A 15,879-nucleotide genomic window follows, 5' to 3' on the forward strand; every position below is an offset into this window, starting at 1 on the left:
GATCAGCCATGGGTCGGCAGACCATACCGCAGCGCCCCGCGCGAACAACTCACAGGTTCGGCGGGGCACTTGGGGAAACTGAGGCGAAAGCGTGTCAGCTCACACCGGCATTCAGGAAAATACCCCCGTCCACGACCAGTGTCTGTCCGGTAATCCATGCGGACTGTTCGGATGTCAGGAACGCGGCAGCGCCCCCGATGTCCGAGGGAACGCCGAGACGGCCCAGTGGATAGCCCGCCGCGGCCTCCTCCTCACGCCCTTCGTAGAGCGCCGCGGCGAATTTGGTCCTGACCACTGCCGGAGCGATGGCATTGACCCGGACACCCGGCGCGAACTCGTGCGCCAGCTGCAGGGTCAGATTGATCATCGCCGCCTTGCTCATGCCGTACGCGCCGACGAAGGGCGAGGCGGAGACTCCGGCGATCGAGGCGATATTGACGATCGCCCCGCCGTTCTCCTTCTGCCACGTCTTCCAGGTCTGCTGCGCGAAGCCGAGTGCCGAGATGACATTGGTCTCGTACACCTTGCGGGCCACACCCAGGTCGAGCTCGGCCATCGGGCCGAACACCGGGTTGGTGCCGGCGTTGTTGACCAGGTAGTCGAGCCGCCCGAAGACCTCCATGGTGTGCTCGACGGCGACAGCCTGGTGTGCCTCGTCGTGGGCCTTGCCCGCGACGGCGATCACCCGGTCCGTGCCGAGCTTCTCCACGGCCTCCTTGAGCGCGTCCTCGTTGCGCCCGGTGATGCACACCCGGTCGCCGCGCGCGATGAACGCCTCGGCGATGCCGTATCCGATGCCGCGGCTGGCGCCGGTGATCAGGGCGACCCTGCCGCTGTCCTGAACGGTCATGTCCTCGTCTCCCGACTAGTCGAGCGGCCCGCCGGCCACGTACAGCACCTGGCCGGACACGAAGCCGGCGGCGTCGCCGGTGAAGAACGCGATGGCGTCGGCCACGTCCTCGGGGCGGCCGACGCGCTGCACCGGGATCTGGCCGGCCGCGGCGGCCTGGAACTGCTCGAAGCCCATGCCGACGCGGGCCGCCGTCTGGGCGGTCATCTCGGTGACGATGAAGCCGGGGGCGACCGCGTTGGCGGTGACGCCGAACTTTCCGAGCTCGATGGCGAGGGTCTTGGTGAAGCCCTGGAGGCCGGCCTTGGCGGCGGAGTAGTTGGCCTGGCCGCGGTTGCCGAGCGCCGAGCTGCTGGAAAGGCTGACGATACGGCCGAACTTCGCGTCCACCATGTACTTCTGGACGGCCCTCGCCATCAGGAACGCGCCCCGCAGGTGCACGTTCATCACGGTGTCCCAGTCGGATTCGCTCATCTTGAAGAGCAGGTTGTCGCGGAGGACTCCGGCGTTGTTCACCAGGATCGTGGGCGCGCCCAGCTCGGTGGCCACACGCTCCACCGCTGCGGCCACCTGGTCGCTGTCGCAGACGTCGCAGCCGACGGCGACCGCCCGTCCGCCGGCCGAGGTGATCTTCTCGACGGTGTCCTTGCAGGCCGTCTCGTCGAGGTCGAGTACGGCGACGGCGCGACCCTCGGCCGCCAGGCGTACGGCGGTGGCGGCGCCGATGCCCCGCGCCCCTCCCGTCACGATGGCGACGCGCTGCTCAGTGGTGGACATGCTGGTTCTCCTCGCCCTTGGGATGCGGCTCTCGCGGTACGGCCCGGAGGTGAGCGACCGCTTAGCACCTTCAGCAGACGAGACGCTAGAAGCCCTGGCACCCGGTGTCAACGGCCCACCGGGTGCGGCGGAAGAGAGCTCCCCCGGAAGCCCGCTCAGCGCACCAGCAGATCGAGCAGGCGTTCCACCTCGGCCTCCGGATCCGCCGTCAGCCCCGTGTGCACCGGGCCCGGCTGGACCACCGTGGAGCGCGGCGCGATCAGCCAGCGAAAACGTCGGCCCGCGTCGTCGCGCGCCGCCTGTCCGGCCTCCTCACCCCCGCGGCAGACCCCCTCCACCGCGTGCAGTGCGGCCCGCACCCCCGCGACATCCGCCTGCGGATCCAGCGCCCGCAGCTTGTTCTCGTCGAGATGGGTCCTGGCCGCCACGAAGGTCCTGGCCCGGCAGTAGACGATCACACCGGCGTTGAAGCACTCGCCGCGCTCCACGCGGGGCACGACACGCACCAGCGCGTACTCGAAGACGTCACGATCGCTCACTTGCCGCTGTCCTTGCTCTTCTTCTCATGGGGCCACGGGTCGGTCAGCAGCCAGCCCGGCGGCAGCGACCGCTTCCGCGGGCTCGGTTCGCCCAGCGTGATCCGCTCATGGATGGTCGCCACGCGGGGCAGCAGCGCCTCGACATAGGCGCGCCGCACCGCGTCGGTGGTGTCGAAGCCGGGCTCGTCGGCCAGCCATGCGTCGGGCACTTCGGCGGCGACCTCGGTGAGCAGCTCCTCGGTGACGAGCGGCGCGAGGTCGGCGGCGGCAGCGGAGAGGTCCGGGCCGAAGGGCGCGAGCGCGTGGTCCGAGGCGTTGTACGGCTTCGCCGCGGCGGCCTTGGCGGTCGGCCAGTTGTGGTGCCAGATCATCGTGGCGCCGTGGTCGATGAGCCACAGGTCACCGTGCCACACCAGCATGTTCGGATTGCGCCAGGAGCGGTCGACATTGTTGATCAGCGCGTCGAACCAGACGACCTTGCCGGCCTCCTTGGGATCGACCTCGTAGGCGAGCGGGTCGAAGCCGATCGAGCCGGGCAGATAGTCCATCCCCAGGTTCAGCCCGCCGCTCGCCTTGAGCAGCTCCTGCACCTCCTGGTCCGGCTCGGCAAGACCGATCACCGGGTCGAGCTGGATGGTCACCAGCTCGGGAATGCGCAGTCCCAGGCGGCGGGCGAGCCGACCGCAGATGACTTCGGCGACCAGCGTCTTGCGGCCCTGTCCCGCTCCGGTGAATTTCATGACATATGTACCGAGATCGTCGGCCTCGACGATGCCCGGGAGCGAGCCGCCCTCACGCAAGGGCGTGACATAGCGGGTTGCGATCACTTCTGAGAGCATTTCCCCAGGCTATCCGGCGGTCGAGCTTCACAATCCGGGTCCGCAGGGCGGCGTCGAGTGCGGTGCAGGTCTCGGTGTGGTGCAGGTAGGCGAGGCCGAGTGGGGCGATGCTCGCGACGAGTGTGGTGTACGTGGCGTACGGGTCGGTCTCCGCCAGGTCGCCGAAGGCGTTGCCGGGTGAGATGCGCAGGCCGGTGCGGTGGGGGCCGATGGCCTCGGCGACGGCGCGGGGGACCGCGACGGTCAGCCGGGTGCGGCCGGCGGGGTCGCCGCCCCAGCGGTCGGTGCGGGTGTTGGCGTTGTCGGCGAGGAACTGGTGCAGCAGGTAGCCGTTGGCGGCGTGGATCTCCACGCCGTCCATTCCGGCGGCCACCGCCCGGCCCGCCGCGCGGGCGAAGGCGGTAACGATGCCTTTGATCTGGCCGTCGGTGAGGGCGCGGGGGGTGACGGCGGGCACGCGGCCCGCCGGGGTGTGGACGAGTGCGCGGGCGGCGAGGGCGCTCGGGGCGACCGGATGGGTACCTGGGGGCAGGAAGTCCGGGTGGGCGAGTCGGCCGGCGTGCATGAGCTGGAGGAAGATCCGGCCGCCGCGCTCGTGTACGGCGTCGGCGACCGCCGCCCAGCCGTCCTGGTGCGCGTCGGTGAACAGGCCCGGCGCGTCCGCGACGGGTTGAGTGCCCTCGGCGACGATGAGGCCGGCCGTGGCGCGCTGCCCGTAGTACTTCGCCATGAGGGCAGCGGTGGCGAGCCCGTGAGGGAGCGCAGCAGCCGCCCGGCTCACGCCGGTCAGACCCCGAGCCGCCTGGTCAGGGCACGGCGCCAGAACAGCAGGGCCGCGCCGGTCAGCAGCGCCGCGGCGGCCATGCCCAGGAAGAAGCCGGGGCCCGGGACCCGGTCGCCGGAGACCTTCAGGGCGTTGCCGCCGATGCCGCCGCCGAGGGCGCCGGAGAGCCAGAACAGGCCGACCATCTGGTTGACGAAGGTGGCCGGGGCGATCGCCGTGGAGGCGCTCATGCCGACCGGTCCGAAGGAGACCTCCCCTGCCGCGAGCAGCAGGAAGGCGAGGAGCAGCCACAGCGGCGACACCCGTGCGCCACCGTCGGCCAGTGTCGCGGCGGACGCCATCACCACGTAGGAGGCGGCGACGGCCCCCATGCCGACGGCGTACTTGGCGGCGGTCGGCAGCCGGTCGCCCGCGCGGGTCCACAGCCAGGCGAGCAGCGGCGCGAACACCAGGACGAACAGCGGGATCGCCGACTGGAACCAGCTGGCGGGCACGGTCCGGCCGAACACCTCACGGTCGGTGGCGTGCTTGGCGAACAGCGCGAAGGAGGAGCCGGCCTGCAGGAACAGCGCCCAGAAGACGGCCGAGACGAGGAAGAGCCACACGTACGTGCGGACCCGGACGCGGTCCAGGACGTTCAGCGCCGGGTTGCGCAGCAGGCGCCAGAAGCAGATCGCCGGCGCGGCCACACACAACGGGCCGATCAGCGCCATGACATGGGGCAGCCGGAAGGTGCCGAGGGCGGCGTCGGTGCCGAAGCCGAGGACGACCAGGGCCGCGGCGCCGAGCGCGACGCGCAGCACCCGGCCGCGCTCGGCGGACGTGGCGGCGCGTTCCGGCTCCCGGCCGACGGCCCCGAAGTGCCGGGCACCGCGCACGTACTGCAGCAGTCCGAGGCCCATGCCGACGGCGGCGGCGCCGAAGCCGAGGTGCCAGTTCACGCCCTCGCCGAGAGCGCCCACGACGATCGGTGCGATCAGGGCGCTGACCTGGACGCTCATGTAGAAGATGGCGAAGCCGGCGTCGCGCCCGGCGCGGTCCTTGCGGTCGTAGAAGGCGCTGAGCAGGCCGGCCATGTTGGGCTTCAGCAGTCCGGTGCCGCCGGCGATCAGCAGCAGGCCGGGGTAGACGGAGCCGGTGACCGGTACGGCCATCGACACATGGCCGAGGGCGATCAGGACGCCGCCGTACAGCACGGCGCGCCGCGCGCCGAGGATGCGGTCGCCGATCCAGCCGCCGGGCAGGGAGGACAGGAAGACGGTGGCCATGTAGGCGCCGAAGAGGACCGCGGCGTCGCCGGCGGACATGCCGAGGCCGCCCTGTGCCGTGTCCTCCGTCGCGTACAGCACGAGGAGCGCGGTCATCCCTTAGAAACTGAACCGCTCCCAGACGTCGGTGAGGAAGAGCGTGGTGAACCCGCGCGGCCGGCCCGGCAGCCCGGTGCGCAGATCGGGGTCCGTCTGCGAGTCGGTGCCGGTCTGCCGGAACCGCCGGCCGGCGGCGGGCGTTCGGATCGGGGCGGCCATGGTTTCCTCCCTGCGGACGTCGGACGGTCGCCCGGTGAATCTGACCGCAGGGCTTCGGGGACGGCTCGAGGACCGCTCGGGGCCCCAGGGGTGTCTCGGGGCATGAGCGCGGCGCCCGGCCGGGGGATGTACCGGGCGCCGCGGATCGAGGGGACGGGCAGGCACGCAGGGGGCGTTCGGCGGCCCGGAGTCAGGCCGCGCCCTGGACTCCGGGAGCCGGCCCTGCCCCGGGGTCCGCACCCCGGGAGCCGTTTCCCTCGCCCCTGAAGGAAACGCGGTGCCGCTCGGAGCTCGCTCGCGCGCGGCTCGCCCGTCCGGTGCGTCGCCTAGTCCGGTCGGTTGCCAGCCTTTCCGCCGACCTGGTAGGGGGTGGTGACGTTCTCGTACGCGACGTGCATCACCATCCCGAGCTGGGCGTGGCCGAAGTTGTGGCAGTGGTCCATCCAGATGCCCGGGTTGTCGGCCTTGAACGCGACCTCCCACTCCTCGCCCGGGCGGACGAGGACGGTGTCCTGCCAGATCGGGCTGCCGGTCAGGGGCTTGCCGTTGTGGCTGAGCACCAGGACGTGATGGCCGTGCAGGTGCATCGGGTGGTCCTCCTGGCCGCGGTTGAGGAACCGGACCCGGATCAGCTCGCCCTCCTTGACCATGAGCATCGGGGCGTCGGGGAAGACCCGGCCGTTGATGGTCTGCCGGAGCGCGAAGCCGCCGTCGTAGAAACCCAGCCAGTCGTCGAGGACCAGGTCGAACTTCCGGTCGTACGTGCTGCCCGCGCCGAACGGCTGGGAAGCGGGCCGGCCGTACGAGGTCTTGTCGAACTCCTCACCGCCGAAGTTCGGCGCGAGGCTGCCCTTGCCGTCCGCGGAGAAGGCGATGCCCGCGTCCGGCGCGTCCTCAAAGGCCAGCCGGACGGGCGTGCTCGGCATGGTGAACTCGACGTCGAGGCGTCCGGCGCCGGCCGTCACGAGCCGGCGTCCGGTCAGTTCGCCCGGCTCGTTGATGTCCATGCCGTCGATCGCGGTGACCTTGTACGGGACGCCGGTGAGCGTGAAGACCCGGGTCACGATGTCGCTGTTGACCAGGCGGAGCCGGACCTTCTGCCCGGGGCTCGCCGTGCGGTGGTCCAGGACGTCCGAGGTGCCGAGGGCGGTCACGGGGCCCCGGGAGGTGTCCCAGGTGTGGGCCTGGACGGTGACGTCCTGGTCGACCGGCCGGAGCGGCTGCGCGGGGTCGATCACCATCGGGCCGAACAGACCGCGCTGCACCTCCTCGGAGGACGCCTGGTGGGAGTGGTACCAGAAGGTGCCGCGCTCCTTCACCCGGAACCGGTAGGTGTACGTGCCTCCGGGCTGGACGGCGTCCTGGGTGACGCCGGCCACGCCGTCCTCGCCGTTGGGGACGTCCAGACCGTGCCAGTGCGTGCTGACCGGGGTGTCCTTGAGCTTGTTGACCAGCGTGATCTCGACGAGCTCGCCCTGCTTCATGCGCAGTTCGGGGCCCGGGATCTGTCCGTTGAACGTCCAGGCGTCGACGGTCCGGCCGGAGGCGAGCTCGATCTTCGCCTCCTGCGCGGTGAGGGTGTAGCGGCGGTCCGGGGTGCCCGTCGTGGGGCCCTTGAGGTCGTCCACGCTGACGGCGCCCGCTCCCGCCGCCTGGCCGGTGCCGTGGCCGGTGCCCTGACCGTGCAGGCTGACGGGGTCGGCGGAGGTGCCGTGGTGGCCCTCGTGCCCGGCGGCGAACGTGGAGCCGCCGCCGTAGTCCATGGTGCCCTTCATCATGGAGAAGGTGTCCGGGAACCTGCTGCGCTGGGACTCGAGGGTGAGCGCGGTGCCGATCACGGCGAGGACCACGACGGCCGTGCCGAGCCGTACCGCCAGCGTCCGGCCACGCCGCCGCTGTACCGGTACGCGGCCGCTCAGCCGGTCGGCCCGGCGGCGTGCCCGGACGGCGAGCCACAGCGCGCCGGCCACCAGGATCAGGCCGTACACCGGGTAGTTGAGCCCGGGCGACCGGTCCGGCGGGAGGAACTTCTCGAAGAAGCCGCCGCCGGCGCCGAAGGCGGCCAGCTGCGGCGGGACGGTGATCCGCGGCGCCGCCATCGCCACGGCCTCGTCGGGGCCGCTGCGCCGGGCCGCTCCGAGCACCCGCGGGAGGCTGAGCACCAGCGTGGCGAGCACTCCGGGCAGGAGCAGCAGCAGCGTGGTGATGACGCGCCGGTCGCCGACCAGTGCCCAGTCGAGCTGGGCCATGAGGGAGAAGGTCAGCAGCCGGCCGGCCGCTAGCAGTAAGCCGAGCAGCGTGAACACGGAGGCGATCCGGGCTCCGCGGCGCAGCCGCCTCGTGTCCGGGCGGGTGGCCAGCCGCCGGACGGTGAGCGCGGCCAGCAGCCAGACCGGGAACAGCACGAGTTGGAGGATGAAGTCGAAGATGGAGATAGCGAGATACATTCCCTGCTCCGATCGGTGAGACAGGCCCGGGGGCGCTCACGGGCCCTCGGGCCTGTCTCTTGACGGGTGTGTGGTGGTCAGGCCCGGTCGATGGTCAGGGCACTGGCTCCGCCGAGCACCTCGATGTCGTAGCGGTCCTCGGTGGTGTCGTAGGTGGGGCTGGCGAAGGTGGTGCCGCCGCCGGCGGCGCCCAGGTGCTGGGTGTCGAAGGTGAGCTGGGAGGCGCCGCCGCTGACGGCGATCCGCGCCGCGACGTCCTGGGGACGGCGCAGGCTGACGTTGCTGACGCCGCCGGCGACCCGGATGCGGACCGTGCCGCGCGGCCGGGGCAGGGAGACGGAGACGTGGCTGGCGCCGGTGCCGAGGTCGAGCCGGCTCAGCACGATCCCGGACAGGTCCGCGGTCAGCCGTCCGGTGCCGCCGTCGACCTCGATCGCCCAGGCCACGGTCGGGTGGATGGTGAGGCTGCCGCTGTGCCGGCGGACCGAGAAGGGGTGCAGCCGCCGCGGGTAGCGGACGGTGACCACGCCGCCGGTGGTGTCGATCTCCGGGACGAGACCGGAGAACCGGCCCTGGTACAGGTGGTCGCTGTCCTTCGGCTCGGCGGCCAGCGTCAGCTCGGACGCGCCGCCGACGAACTTCAGGAGTCCGCTGGTGACCGGGCCGAGCGGGCCGCTGAACGTCTTCTCCTGGGTGGTGGTCATCGGTCAGTTCCTTCCGTTCTCGGCGCGGTCGAGGACGCGCGCCAGGATTTCTTCGAGCTGCTCCTGCGGCCGGTCGACCGCGTCGGCGGACCGCCAGGCGACGAAGCCGTCGGGGCGCACGAGCACCGCCCCTTCGGGGCCCACCCCGTAGCGGGCGGCCCATTCACCGTCCGGCTCGGAGACGTACTCCCCGCCGATCCGGTACACGTCGAGGTCGACGCCGAGCCGCTGGGCGGCGGGTCCCGCGGCGTGCTCCCAGTCCGTGCCGCGCGGGCCGGTGAGCAGCACGGGCGCCTCGCCGAACAGGTCGAAGACGGACAGCTCCTTGCCGCGGCAGCGCACGGTGACGTGCGGGGCCCGAGTGCCGGGCCGGCCGAGCGTGCGCGGGTCGAGGGCGGGCGGCAGGTCCGTCCCGTCCTCGGGGAGCAGGGCGCCGCTCGGGTAGCGCTGGCCGAGGATGGCGGCCGCGTAGCTGACCCGGTCGTCGTCCTGCCCGTCGTGCGAGCGCTCCTGGAGCTCGGCGAGCGCGTAGTCGATGGTGAAGCGGGCGACCGGGCGGCGCTCGGCCTCGTACGTGTCGAGCAGCGCCGGGCCGGCCGTGCGGTCGAGGACCGCGGCAAGCTTCCAGGCGAGGTTGTCCGCGTCCTGGATGCCGGTCGCGGCGCCGAAGGCCCCGGTGGGCGGCATGGTGTGAGCGGCGTCGCCGACGAGGAACGCCCGGCCCTCGCGGTAGCGCTCGGCGAGGCCGGCGGAGATCTCGAAGCCGAGGATCTTCTGTCCGGTCTTCTCGACCTGCACCTCCAGGCCCTCGACGTCGAGGTCGGGCACGCCGACAGCGGCCCGGATCGCGTCGATGCAGCGGGCCTCGTCGAAGTCCTCGAGCCGCTCGCCGCGCTCGGGGTGGTACGGCGTGTAGAAGACCCAGCGGGAGCCGTCCAGCGGCATCAGCAGGGTGCCGGTGTCGGGCTGGTCGAAGTAGCCGAGGCCGAGGTCACGGCCGCGCAGCGGTGCGGTCAGGTCGGCCTTGAAGACCACGCTGACGGTGTGGATGAGCGTGCCCGGGCCCTCGACGGGGATGCCGAGGGTCTCCCGGACGGTGCTGCGGACGCCGTCGGCGCCGATCAGGTACTGGGCGTGGACGGTGGTCTCCGCGCCGGTGGCGGTGTCGCGGAGGGTCGCGACGACGCCGTCCTCGTTCTGCTCGAAGCCGGCGAGCTCGGTGGACCAGCGCAGGTCCGCGCCGAGCTCGGCGGCGCGCCGGGCGACGAGGCGCTCGAGCCGGTCCTGGTCTATGGAGCACCAGGTGCAGGGGGTGACCTCGGAGGTGAGCTCCGGCGCCTCGTCCTGCATGGGGGCGGAGAAGATCTCCGGCCCGGCCAGGGTCTCGGCGCGGACCATCAGCTTCTCGCTGAGCTCGGAGGTGAGGGAACGGTCGGCGAAGATCTCCTCCTCCAGGTCGGCCGCCCGGAAGATCTCGACCGTTCGGGGGTTGACGACCCGGGCGCGGGGGTGGCCCAGGGCGCCGGGGTGGCGCTCGACGAGAAGGGGGCGGATGCCCCGGCGGGCCAGGAACAGTGCGGTCGACAGTCCGACCACGGCGCCGCCGACGATGAGGACGGGTGTCTGCTCGGTGGGAGGGGGTGTCATGGTGCCTCTCCGTTCGGGGACGTCCCGCCGTGCGGGACGTCCGGTGGTCCGGTCGTGCGAGTCGTACGGTCGGGCCGAGACCTACGGTCGTGGGCCGGCCTTACGGTCGTCGGCCGGCCGTACGGTCATGGGCTCGCGCCGTGCGGTCGTGGGCTCAGGCCGTACTGGGCTCGGCCACGCCGGGGCCGGCCGGCTCGCCGCCGGGCTCGGCGGTGTCGTCCCAGGACTCCGCGTGGTGGTTGGCCTGCTTGGGCAGCAGCAGGACCAGCAGGAGGACCAGGGCGGTCAGGCCGAGCTGGGCGAGGATGGTGCGCTGCAGCGCGGTGGAGAACACCTCCCGGCGGGCGTCCTGGGCGGCGGCGCCGATGGCGGCACCGGCCTGCGGGTCGCTCACCTTGGTCAGCGGCGCGCAGCTGGCCGGCTCGACCGTCGGGTCCTTGGACTTGGTGCGCTCGGTGAAGCAGGTCTCGAAGGCGTCGGTGAGCCGGCGCTGCTGGTCCTTGGAGACGTGGACCTGGACGAGCGCCGTGCGCAGCTGCCCGCCCGCGTCCTTGGCGGCCGTGTCGGCCGATCCGCCGAGGAAGCCGAGGAAGATCGCGCCGATGACCGCGATGCCGAGGGCGCCGCCGACCTGCTGGAAGGCGTTGACCACACCGGATCCGGCGCCGGCGTGCTCCGGCGGGACGTCGGTCAGGATGAAGTCCAGGATCGGGGCGATGATCATGCCCATGCCGAGCCCGCCGACCAGGAGCGCAGGCAGCAACGACCAGGAGCCGATCTCGTCGCCGCGCAGCTGGATGGTGAGCGAGATCCCGGCCAGGCCGGCGGCGAGCAGCACCGCGCCGATGACCATGACCTTGCGGCCCAGCTTGGCGGTGAGCACGGTGGCGGAGAACGCCGCGCCGAAGCTGACGCCGAAGGACCAGGGCACTCCGGTCAGACCGGCCCGCAGCGCGGAGAAGCCGAGGCCGTTCTGCAGGAAGAGGATGAAGATCAGGAAGTGGCCGATGGTCACCGCGAAGAACACCGTGTTGGCGACGATGCCGGCGGTGAAGGAGCGGTTGCGGAACATGCTCGGCACGATGAGGCCCGGGCGGCCCTGGCCGGCCAGGCGTCGCTGGTACGTCCAGAAGAGGGCGAGCACCGGCACGGAGGCCGCCATGGCGACGAAGGTCCAGACGGGCCAGTCCAGCTCACGGCCCTGGACGAGCGGGAGGAGCAGCAGCAGGAGGCCAGCGGTGAGCAGCAGGGTGCCGGTCACGTCCACCTTGATCGCCTCGGACGACTTGGACTCGCGGATCACCGAGGAGGCGGCGAGGAAGAGCAGGACGCCGACCGGGAGGTTGATCAGGAAGACCATGCGCCAGCCCTGGTCGAACAGGTCGGCGTCGATGAGCAGCGCGCCGATGATCGGGCCGCCGACCGTGGCCAGGCCGGCCACGCCGCCGAAGGCGCCGAGGGCCGCGCCGCGCTCCTTGGGCGGGAAGGCCGCGGTGATGATGGACAGCACCTGGGGCACCATGAGCGCCGCCATTGCGCCCTGCAGCACCCGGGCGCCCACGAGCATCCCCGGACTGCCGGCGAAGCCGCACAGCGCGGAGGCGACGGCGAAGCCGGCCACGCCTGTGAGGAAGAGCTTCTTGCGGCCGTACATGTCGCCGAGCCGGCCGCCGGGGATCAGCAGGACGGCGAAGGACAGCAGGTAGCCGGCGACCACCCACTGGACCATCGCGTAGCCGGTGCCGAGGTCGGCCTGGATGGACGGGAGGGCGACGTTGACGATCGTGGAGTCGAGGAGGTCCATGAACGCGGCGAAGAGCACCACGATCAGCGCGACCTTCCGCTTCGGGTCTCCCTCGACGGCCGGTGCCGTCGCGGACGTGTTCGACATGGCGCACCTCTCTTTGATCTAGACTGCGCAAGACAATCAGGAACTCGGATGCTTACTAGACGGGAGTCTTCCCGGCTCGTTATCTCAGCAACTAAGATAACGATGAAGCTAGATAAATGGAAGGGCGGGACGTATGTCAAGTGCGGAACGTGCAGAACTGGCCGCGGCCGTGGATCAGGAGCTGCGGACCCTGGTGAGCCGGTCGGTGCTCTTCCACCAGGCCGTCGCCGACCGGCTCGGCCTGAGCGTCCTCGACCTGAACTGTCTCGGTGCGCTGGTGGCCCGCGGCCCGATGGCGGCCGGGCAGCTGGCCGAGGAGAACGGGGTGACCACCGGAGCCATCACCGGCGTCATCGACCGCCTGGAGGCGGCCGGTCATGTCCGTCGTGACCGGGATCCGAAGGACCGTCGGCGCGTGCTCGTCACGCCGATGCCCAACCTGGAGGCGAAGGTCTTTCCGCTGTTCGAGTCGCTCGGCAGTTCGCTCGCCGAGCTGTGCGAGCGCTTTACCGAGGGCGAGCTGGAGACCGTGCTCGAGTTCGTGCGGGCCGCCGGCCCGATCACCCACGAGGAGGCGGTGAAGCTCCGGGCCGGCAAGAGCGCGACCCGGCGGGCGGCCGCCAAGTAAGGCCCCGGGACGGGCGGTTGCGGGCTGGTGCGTCACGAGCGTACGCACCAGCCGCCGCCGCGTCACCCGGGTATTCGGCCGACGACGAGACGCAGCGGGGTGCCGCTCGGGACGACCCCCGCGAACTCGAGCCCGGCCCGCTCGAACATCGCGCCGTACTCCTCCGCCGTACGCTCCCAGCCGCCCATGACCAGCAGCATGTGCAGGTCCATCAGGGCGTCCCAGGGAGTCTCCGGCGGGTCGGCGACCAGCTGCTCGAGGAGCACCACCCGCCCGCCGGGGCGGCCCGCCTTCACGCAGTTGGTCAGCACCGTGTGGCAGGCGTCGTCGTCCCACATGTGCAGCACCTGGCGGATCACGTACACGTCCGCCTCGGGCACGCTCTGGCAGCAGTCGCCCGTCACCAGCTCGGTCCGGGCACCCAGCGGGCCCCCCTCGCGCAGCTCGGGCAGCGCGGCGGAGATCGCGTGCGGCCGGTCGAACAGCACGCCCTTGACCTGTGGGTTGCCCTCGAGGAGCGACTTCAGCAGGCTGCCGTGCCCGCCGCCGACGTCGCACAGGGTGTCCACGCCCGCCAGGTCCAGGGCCGCGACCACGCCCGGGTTCATGGCCCGGGACTGCGCCGCGTACCCCTTGAGGCAGGCCTCGCCGGCCGCGTTGTCGTCCTCGTGGAAGTACGTGAACAGGTCCTTGCCGTACTCCACCTGGAAGGCGCAGTCGCCCGTGCGGACGCTGTCCGCGAGCTTGCCCCACATCTCCCAGCCCCAGTGCGAGCCGGTGAGCATGATGTCCGTCACCGAGCCGGGCGCGTCCGAACGCATCGCCCGCGACATGTCGGTGTGCTCGTACCGGCCGGGAGCGGTCTGACGGAAGATGCGGAAGCCCACCAGGGCCCGCATCAGCCGGGTCAGCGCCGGGACGTCCGCCCCGACGGCCGCCGCGATCTCCTCGACCGAGGCCGGCTGCTCGCCGACCGCGTCCGCGAGCCGCAGCTGGGCCGCCGCCTGCACCACCGCGCTGGCCCACATGCCCCAGCCGAGCTCGGCCACCGCCTGGGCGGGCGGCGGGCCGATCACCGGCGCGCCCTCGCAGGCCGCCACGCGGTCCGCGGTCACGTCACCTGACATCCTCAACCACCTTCGTACACAAGGACCTTGTCAGGCCCGGACGGATTCGATCAGTGCGATGGGGGCCCGCTCGTGGCCGACCAGCGGGAGGCGGCGCGGGCTCTCGAAGCCCGCCTCCGCGAGCAGCCGCCGGTACTCCTCCTCGGTGCGCGCCCGACCGCCGGTGAGCACCATGAACTCGACGTCGTTGGCGTGGACGTGGGAGGAGTGGTCGGTGTACTCCCAGTCGAGCAGCAGCAGCCGGCTGCCCGGGCCGGCGGCCTTGGCGCAGTTGGCGAGCAGCTGCGCGGCCGCGGCGTCGTCGAGGTCGCACAGCACGTTCTTGAGGAGGTAGAGGCTGCCGCCGGCGGGCACCTCGTGCCGGAAGTCCCCGGTCACCAGCTCCACCCGGTCGGTCAGGCCGTGTTGCTCGAAGGTCTTGCGCGCGAAGCCGACCGCCCAGGGCAGGTCGAGCAGCACGCCGCGCGCGCCAGGCTCCTGCTGGAGCAGCCGGGCCAGTACCGTGCCGGGGCTGCCGCCGACGTCGACGATCTCCCGCTCCCCCGCCAGGGCACAGCTGGCGACCAGTGCCTCGGCCGCCTCGACCGAGAGCGAGGCGCAGGTCTCGGCGTAGCTGCGGGCCTCGTCGGGACGGTCGGCGTAGTACTCCCAGTGGTCCACCCCCCACACGGTCCGGGTGGCCGGGCGGCCGGTGCGGACCACGTCGGCGACGAGCTCCCAGGGGCGGGTCATGCCGGGGGCGTTCACGGCGATGGCGAAGCCGCGCAGCGACGGCACGTCGGAGCGCAGCAGCTCACCCGCCGGCGTCAGCTCCCAGCGACGACCGCCACCGGCCGTGGCACCGGCCGCGGCGTCGGCCGTGCGGTTTCCCACACCGTCGGCCGCGCTGTCAGCCGCACCGCCGGCCGGCGCGATCAGCCGGTGCAGCTCGCACACGCGCAGGAAGCGCTCCAGGCTCGGCCGGTGCGCCCCGATCGCCTCCGCGACCTGGTCCGTGGTGCGCGGTCCGGCGCCGAGCACGTCGGCGATACGCAGCTCTGCCATCCCGCGGGCCACCAGACCGGCGGACCACTGGAAGGGCTGGAGTTCCCGCAGCGCTCCCAGCGGACTGAACGGCGCGCTCGGGTCGGTCGCCGCCATCAGTGCCCGCCGTCGACGTAGACGACGTTGCCGGTGATGTTGCCGTTGGCCGAGGAACCCAGGAACAGCGTCGCGTTGACGACGTCCTCGACGGTCGAGAAGTGCAGGAAGGGCATGGCCTTGTTGAGCGCGGCCCGGGCGCCCTCGGCGTCAAGGCCGGAGACCCGGTCGCGCACTTCCTCGGGCAGCTTCTCCAGCAGACCCTCCGTCACCACCGGGCCCGGCGCGACGACGTTGGACAGGATGCCGTGCTCGAAGAGCTCGGTGCCCAGGGTGCGGCTCAGGCCGTGCAGCGCGGACTTGCTGGCGGCGTACCCCTCCGCGCCCTTCAGACCGCGCTTCACGATGGCCGCCGACATGAACACGATCCGGCCGCCGCCGCGGGGCTTCATGGCCGGCAACGTCGCCTGCACGGTGTGGAACGCGCCCTCCACCTCGGCCCGCAGCGGCGGCAGCCAGGCGTCGGCCGGGACCTCGTCGAAGGCGGGCGCGTGCGGGCTGGGGCCGCCGGACGCCGAGGCGTTGACCACGAGCACGTCTATGCCGCCCCACTGCCCGCTCACCTCGGCCACCGCCCGCCGCACGGACTCGGGGTCGGTCAGGTCGAGATGGACGGGGAGCGCCTGCCCGCCGCCGTCCTCGATCTCGGCAGCGACCGCCTTGGCGTTCTCCACGCGGCTGAAGTAGGTGAGCGCGACCTTGGCGCCCTCGCCGGCGAAGGCGCGGGCGAGCGGCCGGCCGATGCCACCGCTGCCGCCGGTGATCAGTACGACCTTGTCCTTCAGGCCGAGTTCCATCGCAAGACTCCCGTCCGTTTCCGGCGGTCCGCCGGTGTCCGTCACATCCGGCCCGCGCCGCGCACACGTGGGCACCGCACCCCAGCTTGGAGATCGCGGCTGGAGTGTCGCTCGAGCGCGTCACCCGAGCGTGGGTCCATCGGGATTCCAGGGCGGATTGAGGTCGCGTCCGGATAGTTCACC

Annotated in this window: 15 protein-coding genes; 1 reads left to right on the forward strand and 14 read right to left on the reverse strand. The window is 72.1% G+C overall.

Going from position 1 to position 15,879, the window contains the following annotated elements; translation table 11 throughout:
• Positions 1-94: 94 nt before the first annotated feature.
• The 11 genes from ABD858_RS04400 to ABD858_RS04450 all read right to left on the reverse strand — a co-directional run bounded on the left by ABD858_RS04400 (position 95) and on the right by ABD858_RS04450 (position 12,004).
• On the reverse strand, positions 95-850 hold the full coding sequence (locus ABD858_RS04400; protein ID WP_345034702.1) for an SDR family oxidoreductase: 756 nt from the start codon (positions 848-850) through the stop codon (positions 95-97).
• A gap of 15 nt (positions 851-865) precedes the next feature.
• On the reverse strand, positions 866-1,627 hold the full coding sequence (gene fabG, locus ABD858_RS04405) for a 3-oxoacyl-ACP reductase FabG (protein WP_345034705.1): 762 nt from the start codon (positions 1,625-1,627) through the stop codon (positions 866-868).
• Positions 1,628-1,782: 155 nt separating this feature from the next.
• Entirely contained in the window at positions 1,783-2,166 is a 384-nt protein-coding gene (locus tag ABD858_RS04410) for a DUF3037 domain-containing protein (RefSeq protein ID WP_345034706.1), read from the reverse strand.
• Positions 2,163-3,005, reverse strand: a complete 843-nt coding sequence (locus tag ABD858_RS04415) for a HipA family kinase (RefSeq protein WP_345034709.1) — start codon at positions 3,003-3,005, stop codon at positions 2,163-2,165. Before ABD858_RS04415 ends, ABD858_RS04410 begins: the two co-directional genes overlap by 4 nt.
• Positions 2,959-3,786 (reverse strand): oxidoreductase, encoded by an 828-nt coding sequence (locus tag ABD858_RS04420; protein WP_345034710.1) that lies wholly within the window; start codon positions 3,784-3,786, stop codon positions 2,959-2,961. The genes ABD858_RS04415 and ABD858_RS04420 overlap by 47 nt, the downstream gene beginning before the upstream one ends.
• 5 nt (positions 3,787-3,791) lie before the next feature.
• Positions 3,792-5,153 (reverse strand): peptide MFS transporter, encoded by a 1,362-nt coding sequence (locus tag ABD858_RS04425; RefSeq protein WP_345034711.1) that lies wholly within the window; start codon positions 5,151-5,153, stop codon positions 3,792-3,794.
• Between the two features lie 3 nt (positions 5,154-5,156).
• A complete protein-coding gene (locus ABD858_RS04430) occupies positions 5,157-5,315 on the reverse strand; it encodes a hypothetical protein (protein WP_345034712.1) in 159 nt (52 codons plus the stop codon).
• A gap of 326 nt (positions 5,316-5,641) precedes the next feature.
• Complete coding sequence (locus ABD858_RS04435; RefSeq protein ID WP_345034714.1) at positions 5,642-7,762, reverse strand: multicopper oxidase family protein; 2,121 nt, start codon at positions 7,760-7,762, stop codon at positions 5,642-5,644.
• 77 nt (positions 7,763-7,839) lie between these two features.
• Entirely contained in the window at positions 7,840-8,466 is a 627-nt protein-coding gene (locus ABD858_RS04440) for a hypothetical protein (RefSeq protein ID WP_345034716.1), read from the reverse strand.
• A gap of 3 nt (positions 8,467-8,469) precedes the next feature.
• Positions 8,470-10,113, reverse strand: a complete 1,644-nt coding sequence (locus tag ABD858_RS04445) for an FAD-dependent oxidoreductase (RefSeq protein WP_345034718.1) — start codon at positions 10,111-10,113, stop codon at positions 8,470-8,472.
• Between the two features lie 154 nt (positions 10,114-10,267).
• Positions 10,268-12,004: an MFS transporter gene (locus tag ABD858_RS04450; RefSeq protein ID WP_345034721.1), complete on the reverse strand. Its 1,737-nt coding sequence runs from the start codon at positions 12,002-12,004 to the stop codon at positions 10,268-10,270.
• A 133-nt stretch (positions 12,005-12,137) separates the two neighbouring features.
• Here ABD858_RS04450 and ABD858_RS04455 point away from each other — a divergent pair, with 133 nt between their 5' ends.
• A complete protein-coding gene (locus ABD858_RS04455) occupies positions 12,138-12,632 on the forward strand; it encodes a MarR family winged helix-turn-helix transcriptional regulator (RefSeq protein ID WP_345034722.1) in 495 nt (164 codons plus the stop codon).
• A 62-nt stretch (positions 12,633-12,694) separates the two neighbouring features.
• Here the strand turns inward: ABD858_RS04455 and ABD858_RS04460 are convergent, their stop codons facing one another.
• Genes ABD858_RS04460 through ABD858_RS04470 form a run of 3 tightly spaced genes read right to left on the reverse strand, consistent with a single transcriptional unit; the run spans position 12,695 to position 15,696 of the window.
• Positions 12,695-13,759 (reverse strand): methyltransferase, encoded by a 1,065-nt coding sequence (locus ABD858_RS04460; protein WP_345034725.1) that lies wholly within the window; start codon positions 13,757-13,759, stop codon positions 12,695-12,697.
• 30 nt (positions 13,760-13,789) lie between these two features.
• Positions 13,790-14,899, reverse strand: a complete 1,110-nt coding sequence (locus tag ABD858_RS04465) for a methyltransferase (RefSeq protein ID WP_345034726.1) — start codon at positions 14,897-14,899, stop codon at positions 13,790-13,792.
• Positions 14,899-15,696: an SDR family NAD(P)-dependent oxidoreductase gene (locus ABD858_RS04470; protein ID WP_345034727.1), complete on the reverse strand. Its 798-nt coding sequence runs from the start codon at positions 15,694-15,696 to the stop codon at positions 14,899-14,901. The genes ABD858_RS04465 and ABD858_RS04470 overlap by 1 nt, the downstream gene beginning before the upstream one ends.
• Between the last annotated feature and the right edge of the window lie 183 nt (positions 15,697-15,879).

Source organism: Streptomyces sannanensis, from assembly GCF_039536205.1.
In the GTDB taxonomy this organism is placed as follows: Bacteria; Actinomycetota; Actinomycetes; order Streptomycetales; family Streptomycetaceae; genus Streptomyces; species Streptomyces sannanensis.

Bases quoted from the DNA above. Each gene is read 5' to 3' on its own strand.
- ABD858_RS04400 (WP_345034702.1), bottom strand. From the start codon at position 850: ATGACCGTTCAGGACAGCGGCAGGGTCGCCCTGATCACCGGCGCCAGC.
- fabG (WP_345034705.1), bottom strand. From the start codon at position 1,627: ATGTCCACCACTGAGCAGCGCGTCGCCATCGTGACGGGAGGGGCGCGG.
- ABD858_RS04415 (WP_345034709.1), bottom strand. From the start codon at position 3,005: ATGCTCTCAGAAGTGATCGCAACCCGCTATGTCACGCCCTTGCGTGAG.
- ABD858_RS04425 (WP_345034711.1), bottom strand. From the start codon at position 5,153: ATGACCGCGCTCCTCGTGCTGTACGCGACGGAGGACACGGCACAGGGC.
- ABD858_RS04430 (WP_345034712.1), bottom strand. From the start codon at position 5,315: ATGGCCGCCCCGATCCGAACGCCCGCCGCCGGCCGGCGGTTCCGGCAG.
- ABD858_RS04435 (WP_345034714.1), bottom strand. From the start codon at position 7,762: ATGTATCTCGCTATCTCCATCTTCGACTTCATCCTCCAACTCGTGCTG.
- ABD858_RS04440 (WP_345034716.1), bottom strand. From the start codon at position 8,466: ATGACCACCACCCAGGAGAAGACGTTCAGCGGCCCGCTCGGCCCGGTC.
- ABD858_RS04445 (WP_345034718.1), bottom strand. From the start codon at position 10,113: ATGACACCCCCTCCCACCGAGCAGACACCCGTCCTCATCGTCGGCGGC.
- ABD858_RS04450 (WP_345034721.1), bottom strand. From the start codon at position 12,004: ATGTCGAACACGTCCGCGACGGCACCGGCCGTCGAGGGAGACCCGAAG.
- ABD858_RS04455 (WP_345034722.1), top strand. From the start codon at position 12,138: ATGTCAAGTGCGGAACGTGCAGAACTGGCCGCGGCCGTGGATCAGGAG.
- ABD858_RS04460 (WP_345034725.1), bottom strand. From the start codon at position 13,759: ATGTCAGGTGACGTGACCGCGGACCGCGTGGCGGCCTGCGAGGGCGCG.
- ABD858_RS04465 (WP_345034726.1), bottom strand. From the start codon at position 14,899: ATGGCGGCGACCGACCCGAGCGCGCCGTTCAGTCCGCTGGGAGCGCTG.
- ABD858_RS04470 (WP_345034727.1), bottom strand. From the start codon at position 15,696: ATGGAACTCGGCCTGAAGGACAAGGTCGTACTGATCACCGGCGGCAGC.